The sequence below is a fragment of the Cupriavidus sp. 22TCCZM04-2 genome (genome assembly GCF_057798895.1).
Genome location: NZ_JBYOJS010000003.1, coordinates 427,611 through 436,892, shown reverse-complemented (window position 1 = coordinate 436,892; position 9,282 = coordinate 427,611). Strand labels below are relative to the sequence as shown.

Below are 9,282 nucleotides of genomic sequence, written 5' to 3'. Positions count from 1 at the left end.
CTTGGCGTCAACGGCTTCATCGGCCACCACCTGACGCGCCGCATCCTGGAAACCACGTCGTGGGAGGTCTACGGCATGGACATGTCGTCCGACCGCCTGGGCGACCTGGTCAACCATCCGCGCATGCACTTCTTCGAGGGTGACATCACCATCAACAAGGAGTGGATCGAGTACAACATCCGCAAGTGCGACGTGATCCTGCCGCTGGTGGCCATCGCCACGCCGGCCACCTACGTGCGCAACCCGCTGCGCGTGTTCGAGCTCGACTTCGAAGCCAACCTGCCGATCGTGCGCAGCGCCGTCAAGTACGGCAAGCACCTGGTGTTCCCGTCGACCTCCGAGGTCTACGGCATGTGCGCGGACGAGGAGTTCGATCCGGAAGCCTCGCCGCTGATCTACGGCCCGATCAACAAGCCGCGCTGGATCTACGCCTGCTCCAAGCAGCTGATGGACCGCGTCATCCACGCCTATGGCATGGAGCAGGGCCTGAACTACACGCTGTTCCGCCCGTTCAACTGGATCGGCGCCGGGCTCGATTCGATCTTCGAATCGAAGGAAGGCTCCTCGCGCGTGGTCACGCAGTTCCTGGGCCATATCGTGCGCGGCGAGCCGATCAAGCTCGTTGACGGCGGTGCGCAGCAGCGCGCGTTTGCCGATATCTCCGACGGTATTTCGGCGCTGATGCACATCATCGAGAACAAGGACGGCGTCGCCAGCGGCAAGATCTTCAACATCGGCAATCCGTCCAACATCCACTCGGTGCGCGAGCTGGCCGAGATGATGCTGAAGATGGCCGCCGACTACCCCGAGTACGCCGAAGAGGCGCGCAAGACGCAGATCGTCGAGACCTCGTCGGGTGACTTCTACGGCAAGGGCTACCAGGACGTGCAGCACCGCGTGCCGAAGATCGACAACACCATGCAGGAACTGGGCTGGAAGCCCGAGGTGACGATGGAGCAGGCGCTGCGCCGGATCTTCGAAGCGTACCGCGACAAGGTGGTGGAAGCGCGCACCCTCGTCAGCGACTAAGCCATACGCGGCGCTTCCGCATCGGCGCGGTCAAAGCCCGCCTTGCGGGCCAGCACAATGGCCTGCGACCGGTTTTCCACTTCCAGTTTGGAAAAGATGCTGGTGATGTGGTTGCGCACGGTCTTCTCGCTGAGGTCGAGGCGAGCGGCAATCTGGGCGTTGTCCCGCCCCTGCGCAATCAGCTCGACGATATCGCGCTCGCGGCGCGTCAGCGCCAGGAACGCCGGGTCGGCCACCGCGACCGGGGCCGGCAGGAAGTTGTGGATCTCGTCGAGCCAGCGCTGCCACTCGCGTTCGGTTTCGAGCAGAAGGTGATTGCCGCTTTCCAGCGGCACGAAACGTGCGCCGGGAATCTCGCTGGCGATCAGGCGCCCCTCGTCGAACGGCACGCGCGCATCGCGCACCGCATGCAGCACCAGCGTCGGGCAGGAAACCCGCGGCAGCAGCGCGACCACGTCGATCTCGTTGAACACCCGCATGAAGCGCGCCGCGTTAACCGGCGAGGTCGAGACCCTTTCCAGTTCATTGAACCACCGGTGCTGCTCGGCCGTGCCGCCGGGAATGAACTGCGTCGTGAAGAACTGGCGGAACGCGGGGTTCTCCTGGCCCCAGCCAAGTTCGGCAAGCTTGTTCATCAGCTCGGCTTCGTCGCGCAGGTGCGGATTCAGGTGCAGATCGCGCTTGAGCCGCCCGCGCGCGTAGCCCCCGTGCAGGATCAGGTGGCTGACCCGCTCCGGGTGCGCCACCGCGTACGCCACGGCAATCGATGCGCCCTGCGAGATACCCAGCAGCGGAAAATGGTCCACCCCTGTGGCATCGACGATCGTTTCCAGGTCGCGCAGCCACGCGTCGAACGACAGGTCTTCGACCTCGCGATCGGACAGCCCGCAGCCGCGTTCGTCATAGCGGATCAGCGTGTGGTCGCTGGACAGTGCCGTCAGCAGATGGCTCCACACCGGGCTGCCGACATCGAACTCGAGATGGCTCATCCAGTTCGCCGCCTTGACCAGCGGCGGGCCGCTGCCGGTGATGGCATACGCCAGCCGCACGCCTTCGCGGCTGGTGCACAGGCGGATCTGCTGCTTGAACATCGGCATTTCGGCTCAGGCCGCACAGGTTGCCGGCGCGGGCAGCAAACGGCCCACGCAATTGGCGCGCGACGTGACCTACCTAGAGTAGCAAAGGAATCCGCTTGCGAGACGGCAAAGCGCTGCCACACCCGGTGAAAACCGGGCCCGGCGCGCTCGGCCTCAGGCCTGCGCCGGCGCGGGCGTGTGGCGGTCATGGCGCACACGCCGCGCTGCGCAAGGTCAGCGGGCGAGCATCGGGAAGGTTGCCCTGGGATGGCGAGCGTGACTACGCGTGCTGGACCTCCCGTATCAGGCAGGCGCCGCCACGGTCTTCTCCCTGCTGCGCGCGAGCGCCATCGGTGAACGGATCGTAGCGGCCGCCCTGCCGGCTGCCGTCGGTGTAAGCATCAGGCTTGCCCATGCGCATCGCGCCCTGGTCAGCGCCCAAGCCATCGACCGCGCACACGGACATGCCCTGACGAGCGATGACGGCCTGCGCTTCGGTTCGCGCTTCGGTTCGCGCTTCGATTCCCGTATCGGCCAGTGCTGCGCCGCGGGCGCCATCGGTGAAAGGATCGCGCGGGCCGTGATGGCCCGGCGCGGCAGCAGCCCGTGGGGCTTCGCCACGCACGTCGGCGTGGGCCATGCTGCAAAGCCCGGCGGCGAGTGCGGCGGCAAGCATGGTCTTGGCAAGGTACATACGCATGGATGACTCCAGACAGGGCCCGCCGGACCGTCTCGCACGGCACCGGGGTACGGCATGGCCTTGTACAGGCGATCTCGCTCGATGAGCACCTTCAGAACGGGCCGCACGGTGATCGCCTTTGCCGTGCCTGGCCAAGGTCGGCGCGCGTTTGCCGCCATCCCATCGTGGCGGCGCCGGCGTACCGGACTGCCGTGTCGTGTCAACTTTGCAGGCAGGCCGCATGGCTGCAGCGGCGCCGGACAAGCAGAAGAAGGCATTGTCGGCCGCCCGCCAGGCGCACACATGAGGCGCTTGTCCCAACTCGGGCCCGACTGCGTTTGCCGGCCGCGGGCATGGCGGGACCCATGCCCCGGATCCCCTCCGCCACGGCCATGCGCATGGCGGAGATATCCCATCGCGTCAACGGTCGCGGCGCATGCGGACCGCACCGGTCATCACTGGTCTCGCGCTGCGCGCTCAACGGGGTGGCAAGTGAGGCCAAGCCGTCGAACCGGGACCGATGTCCCGCCAGCGGCCGTCAAAGCTGCCGCGTCAGGCCACCCGATCGGGACGTGCGCCTCATGCCGTGACGGCCCGATGCGTGAATGATTCGCTCACCGTCAATCGCGACGGCGCTATCCCGACAGGAGTTGCCATGCAAGACCTCGCCCCGACCACCGACACGCAGCGCTATGCCCGCTGCATCGCCGCATCCCGCCGCATTCGCTGGGACATCGACCGCGACGTGATCCGCGACCGCAGTTTCGACCTGAACCACAAGTTCCTGCCGGACGGCCTGTCGCTGATCGACGAGCTCACCTTCCTGACGCCGGACGAACAACGCTTCCTGAGCCAGGTGCAGGGCCGCACGTACGCCAATATGTTCGGGCTGGTCGAGCGTTTCGTCAGCGCGAAGATCCTGGAGCTGACGCAGAACCACCGCCTGGGCGACCAGACCGCGCTGGAAGCGCTGATCCGCTTCACCGACGAAGAGCTGAAGCACCAGGAACTGTTCCGCCGCATCGAGCGCCTGGTGGCGGTGCACATGCCCGCCGGCTACCACTTCGATGCCGCGCCGAACGACGTCGCCGCCTTCGTACTCGGCAAGCGGACCTGGGCCGTGCTCGCGATGACGTGCCAGCTCGAGCTGTTCTCGCAGGCGCACTACCGTGCCAGCATCGGCATGGCACCGGACCTGTCCGAGCTGTACAAGGATGTGTTCTTGTTCCACTGGCGCGAGGAGTCGCAGCACGCCATCCTCGACGAACTGGAGTGGAAGCGTGAAGACCTGCGCATCTCCGCCGCCGAGCGCGATGCCGCCGTGGACGACATGATCGCGCTGGTCGCCGGCATGGACGAGATCCTGCAAGCCCAGGCCAGTGCCGATGCGGACTACTTCCTGCGCGTGACCGGCAAGCCCGAGGATTCACCCCAGGCCACGCAAGTCCGCGAGCTGCTGCTCAAGGCCTATCGCTGGACCTATATCGTCACCGGCGTGCTGGAACCACGCTTCAACAAGCTGTTGGGCGACATGATCAATCCGGCGCAGGCCGCGCGCATCGAAGCGGCCATGGCCCCCTTGATGTATGCGATGCCCGCCGCCGGCCAGCCATCACCGGCCATGGCGGCCTGACGCCGCTGAAAAGACAAAGCCCCCGCAGGCCTTGCGCCTGCGGGGGCCTTGTTCTGCCGCTTCCCGGATCAGATCTCGACCTTCGTGCCGAGCTCGACCACGCGGTTGGCGGGAATCTGGAAGAAATCCGACGGCTTCGCGCCGTTCTGATGCATCCACGCGAACAAGCTCTCGCGCCACATCGACATGCCCGGCAGCTTGGAAGGAATGACCGACTCGCGCGCGATGAAGAACGAAGTCTCCATCAGTTCGAACTGCATGCCGAGCTTGCGCTGCGCCAGGTCCAGCACCTTGTGCACGTCCGGAGTTTCCTTGAAGCCGTAGTCCGACTTCAGGATGAAGACGCCACCGCCAAGGTCCTTGCAGCTGAGGCGATGCTCGTCATCGACATACGGAATGTCGCGCGTCACAAAGCTGAGAAAGACCACGCGTTCATGCAGCACGCGGTTGTGCTTGAGATTGTGCAGCAGCGACACCGGCACCGACTCGGTATTGCCGGTCAGGAACACGGCCGTGCCTTCGACGCGGTGCGGCGGGTGCGCCAGCAGGCCGGCAATGAACGGCTCCAGCGGGATGCCGTCTTCGAGGCTGCGTGCGCGCAACAGCTTGCGGCCGCTGTACCAGGTCATCAGCAGGAAGAATGCGGTACCGCCCATCAGCAGCGGGAACCAGCCGCCTTCCGCGATCTTCAGCAGGTTGGCCGCGAAGAACGCCAGGTCCACCATCAGGAACGACAGGCCGATCAGGGTCACCAGCACCGGGTTCCACTTCCAGACATTGCGCATCACCACGGCGGCCAGGAAGGTGGTGATCACCATGGTCGTGGTGACCGCAATGCCATAAGCAGCGGCCAGGTTATCCGACTTCTTGAAGGCCATCACGACCGCCACCACGAGCACCAGCAGGATCCAGTTGATGACCGGCAGGTAGATCTGACCGATTTCCGCCTCCGATGTGTAGCGGATCCGCATGCGAGGCACGAAGCCCAGCTGGATGGCCTGGCTGGTCAGCGAGAACGCGCCGGAAATGACCGCCTGCGAGGCAATCACCGTGGCGCAGGTCGCCAGCAGCACCATGGGCAGTTGCAGCGCGCCAGGCACCATCAGGTAGAACGGATTGGCCACGGCTTCCGGATGGTTCAGCAGCATCGCCCCCTGGCCAAAGTAGTTCAGCATCAGGCACGGCATCACCAGCACGAACCACCCATAGCGGATCGGGCGCGCGCCAAAATGCCCCATGTCCGCGTACAGCGCCTCGGCACCGGTCAGCACCAGGAACACAGAGCCCAGCACGACAAAGGCCTGCAGCGAATGCTCCATCAGGAACTTGATGCCATGGTGCGGGCTGATGGCCATCAGGATGCCCGGCGCCTGCAGCAGGTGCAGCAGGCCCAGCGCGCCCAGTGCGATGAACCAGACGAGCATGATCGGCCCGAACAGTTTGCCGACGGCATGCGTGCCACTGCGCTGAATGAAGAACAGCGCGCCCAGGATGACCAGCGTGATGGGAATGACAAAGTGGGAAAGACCCGGGGCGGCAATCTCGAGCCCCTCCACCGCGGACAACACCGAGATGGCCGGCGTGATGACTGCGTCGCCGTAGAACATGCAGGCGCCGAAGATGCCCAGCATCATCAGCACCTTGGCCATGCGCGAGCGTGGTGTCGCGGTGCGCAGCGCCAGCGCCATCAGGGCCAGCACGCCGCCCTCGCCATTGTTGTCCGCCCGCATCACGAACAGGACATATTTGAGCGACACCACGATGATCATGGCCCAGAACAACATCGAAATGATGCCGAGCACCGCCTCCGGGCTGAAGGGAATGCCGTGTTCCTGGCTGAAGCACTCCTTGAGCGCGTACAGCGGGCTGGTCCCGATATCGCCGAACACGACGCCGATTGCGCCGATCACGAGAGCGCGCGTGCTCGGGCTCTCGACAAAGTAGTGGCTGGTGGTTGCGGATTGGGTGGTCATGAATTCTGGTCTCGACGACCGGATCGCGGGCGGTAGAGGGCTCTACCCGGAATCCGGCCCGACACAGCAGCCGTGAATCGGCCGCCTCCCTCTTCAGTTGTTCTATTGCGTTGCACAAACGGCCGCAATTCTAGAGGAACTGTGGCCCGCCGGCCACTGACGATGCCCCGGATACCGCTGGCGGAACGCATCAAGCATGGGTGGGAAGTGGTGGATGGTCAAGTCCCGCGCCAAATAGCACTGGACGTACCGGTGCTGGGACGACGTTGCCAAGTCGCCACAAAATGAGATGTTTAGGCTACTTTTCGTATGAGATGTCTTTACACGCCGAGGTAGCGGTCGAGCGCCTCATGCTTGTCCGCGAGGTCTGCGGCGGGGCCGGTCAGGACGACACGCCCCTTCTCCAGCACGACCACGCGGTCCGCATGGGCGAGTACGGAACGGAAGTTGCGATCCACCACGACTGAGGCGATGCCCGTGGCACGCACGGTGGCAATGACCTCCCAGATCTCGCGCACGATGCGCGGCGCCAGCCCTTCCGTAGCTTCGTCCAGCACCAGGCAGTCGGGATTGGTCATCAGTGCGCGGCCGATCGACAGCATCTGCTGCTCGCCGCCTGAGAGTTGCTGCCCGCCATGGTCCAGGCGCTCCTTGAGCCGCGGAAACAGGTCGAGCACGCGCGCCTCGTCCCAGTCGTGGCGGCCGTTGCAGCCTTTGCGCGCGGCCATGACCAGGTTCTCGCGCACTGACAGATTCGGAAACACGCCGCGCCCTTCGGGCACGTAGGCCACCCCCAGGCGCGCCACCTCGTAGGGCTGGGCGCGCGAGACTTCGCGCCCGGCCACGTGGATGTTGCCGGTGCGCTGTCGCACATGGCCCAGCAGTGTGCGCAGCAGCGTACTCTTGCCCATGCCATTGCGGCCGAGCAAGCCCACGGTCTCGCCGATGCCGACACGAAAATCCACGTCGCGCAGGATATGGCTGGAGCCGTACCAGGCGTTGATGCCGCTGGCTTCGATCATGGCAGCGCTCATGCCGGCACCTCGCTGTCTTCCGCCTCGCCCAGGTAGGCAAGCTGGACGTCCCGGTTGGCGCGGATGGCATCGGGCGTGCCGCTGGCGATGACCGTGCCGTTGACCATCACGGTGATGCGGTCGGCCACCGAGAACACGGCGTCCATATCGTGTTCGACCAGCAGGATCGCGTGACCTTCGCGCAGGCCGCGCAGCAGCGCCAGCATGCGGGACGACTCCTCGGCGCCCATGCCTGCCAGCGGCTCGTCCAGCAACAGGGCCACGGGCTGCGTAGCCAGGCACATCGCCACTTCAAGCTGGCGCTTCTGGCCGTGCGCCAGTTCGCTGGCCAGCCGTCCGGCATGCGCGGCTAGCCCGGCGCGCTCCATGGCCTCGTCCGCAAGCGCCCCGCTCATGCGGCAGTCGCCCGCGCTCTCCCAAAGCCGCCATGCGCGCTGCGCGCGCGACTGCGCCGCCAGCCGGCAGTTCTCGCGCACGGTCAACGGCAGGAAGATGTTGTTGCGCTGGTAGCTGCGGCCAATGCCATGGCGGGCCAGCCGCGGCTGGGACCAGCCCGTCACGTCCCGGCCCTGCAGGTGGAGTTGCCCTGCCGAAGGCGGCAGTTCGCCGGACAGCATGTTGATCAGGGTGGATTTGCCCGCGCCGTTCGTCCCGATCACCGCATGGATCTCGTGCAGCGCCAGCGAGAGATCCACGCCGGCCACAGCGGTCAGGCCGCCGAAACGGCGCGTCAGGCCCGTGGCCTGCAATACCGGTACCGGTGTGCTCATGCGGCCTCCGTGTTGCGAGGGCTGCGGCGCTCGCCTGCCGCCTCCTGCGCCGTGTCATCGTCATCGCCCACGGTCCCGCCATGGCGCGCGCCTGGGGCGCGCATCTTCAGGCGCAGCATCGACGGCAGGCTCACCAGCCCGCGCGGCAGCAGCGCCACCGCGACGATGATGAAACCGCCCATCAGCAGCTGCCAGTGCTTGGTCATGGTGCTGAACCACTCGGCCACCAGCACGAAGGAGAAGGCCCCGAGCACCGCGCCGGCCAGGCTGCCCACGCCGCCCAGGATGACCATCAGCATGGCGTTGCCCGACTGGTGCCAAGAAGCGATTTCCGGGTTGACGAAGCCGAACTGCACTGCATACAGGAAGCCCGCCAGGCCCGCCAGCATGCCGCCCGCGACGAACGCGCCGAGCTGGTAGCGGTACGTGGCATAGCCTGCGGCGCGCATGCGCTGCTCGTTATGGCGGATGCCCACCAGCGCGTGGCCAAAGCGCGAACGCAGCAGCAGTGCCAGCACGAACACGGTCACGCCCATGGCGCCCCAGACCATCCAGTAGAAATGACTGGGGTCGTTGACCGTCATCTGCCGCAAGCCCGGCACCGGGAATTCCGGGCGGAAGTAAATATACGTGCCGTCGCTGCCGCCGGCGATCTTGGTGTCGTGGAAGACGAAATACACCATCTGCGCGAACGCCAGCGTCACCATGATGAAGTACACCCCGCGCGTGCGCAGCACCAGCATGCCGACCAGCATGGCCAGCGCCGCCGCCGCGCCCAGCGCGCCGGCCAGCAGCAGCCAGCCGTTGCCCGGTCCCGATTCAGGCGCCAGCATGGCCGTGGCATAAGCCGCCGCCGCGAAGTAGGCGGCGTGGCCCAGGCTCACCAGGCCGGTATAGCCGATCAGCAACTGCAGCGAGAGCGCGAAGATGGCCATGATCATGACCTTGCTGAGCAGCTCGATATAGAACTTGTTGCTGTCGGCAGTCAGCAGCAGCGGCAGGCTGGCCAGCACCGCGAATGCCACCAGCCACGCTAAAGCGACGCGCGCATTGCCATGCGATGGCGCCGGGGAAAGCTTGGTATCCAT

At 65.8% G+C, this 9,282-nt stretch carries 8 protein-coding genes; 2 read left to right on the top strand and 6 right to left on the bottom strand.

Annotated features, from left to right (window positions below):
• A partial coding sequence (locus AC3FKG_RS07915; RefSeq protein ID WP_488742797.1) for a bifunctional UDP-4-keto-pentose/UDP-xylose synthase occupies window positions 1–1,029 on the top strand: 1,029 nt, incomplete at its 5' end.
• Here the strand turns inward: AC3FKG_RS07915 and AC3FKG_RS07910 are convergent.
• On the bottom strand, window positions 1,026–2,126 hold the full coding sequence (locus tag AC3FKG_RS07910) for an alpha/beta fold hydrolase (RefSeq protein ID WP_483711194.1): 1,101 nt from the start codon (window positions 2,124–2,126) through the stop codon (window positions 1,026–1,028). The genes AC3FKG_RS07915 and AC3FKG_RS07910 overlap by 4 nt on opposite strands.
• 259 nt (window positions 2,127–2,385) lie before the next feature.
• Window positions 2,386–2,805 carry a hypothetical protein gene (locus AC3FKG_RS07905; RefSeq protein WP_483711193.1) on the bottom strand — a complete coding sequence of 140 codons (420 nt, stop codon included), beginning with the start codon at window positions 2,803–2,805 and terminating at the stop codon, window positions 2,386–2,388.
• A gap of 634 nt (window positions 2,806–3,439) precedes the next feature.
• Here AC3FKG_RS07905 and AC3FKG_RS07900 point away from each other — a divergent pair.
• Window positions 3,440–4,417 carry a hypothetical protein gene (locus AC3FKG_RS07900; RefSeq protein WP_483711192.1) on the top strand — a complete coding sequence of 326 codons (978 nt, stop codon included), beginning with the start codon at window positions 3,440–3,442 and terminating at the stop codon, window positions 4,415–4,417.
• Window positions 4,418–4,485: 68 nt separating this feature from the next.
• On the opposite strand, the gene AC3FKG_RS07895 is transcribed toward AC3FKG_RS07900, so the two are convergent.
• The 4 genes from AC3FKG_RS07895 to AC3FKG_RS07880 form a co-directional block, all read right to left on the bottom strand.
• Complete coding sequence (locus tag AC3FKG_RS07895; RefSeq protein WP_483711191.1) at window positions 4,486–6,390, bottom strand: potassium transporter Kup; 1,905 nt, start codon at window positions 6,388–6,390, stop codon at window positions 4,486–4,488.
• 320 nt (window positions 6,391–6,710) lie between these two features.
• Window positions 6,711–7,424 carry an ABC transporter ATP-binding protein gene (locus AC3FKG_RS07890; RefSeq protein WP_483711190.1) on the bottom strand — a complete coding sequence of 238 codons (714 nt, stop codon included), beginning with the start codon at window positions 7,422–7,424 and terminating at the stop codon, window positions 6,711–6,713.
• Window positions 7,421–8,194, bottom strand: coding sequence for an ABC transporter ATP-binding protein (locus tag AC3FKG_RS07885; protein ID WP_483711189.1), 774 nt, complete (start codon window positions 8,192–8,194; stop codon window positions 7,421–7,423). The genes AC3FKG_RS07890 and AC3FKG_RS07885 overlap by 4 nt, the downstream gene beginning before the upstream one ends.
• Complete coding sequence (locus AC3FKG_RS07880; RefSeq protein ID WP_488742796.1) at window positions 8,191–9,282, bottom strand: branched-chain amino acid ABC transporter permease; 1,092 nt, start codon at window positions 9,280–9,282, stop codon at window positions 8,191–8,193. The genes AC3FKG_RS07885 and AC3FKG_RS07880 overlap by 4 nt, the downstream gene beginning before the upstream one ends.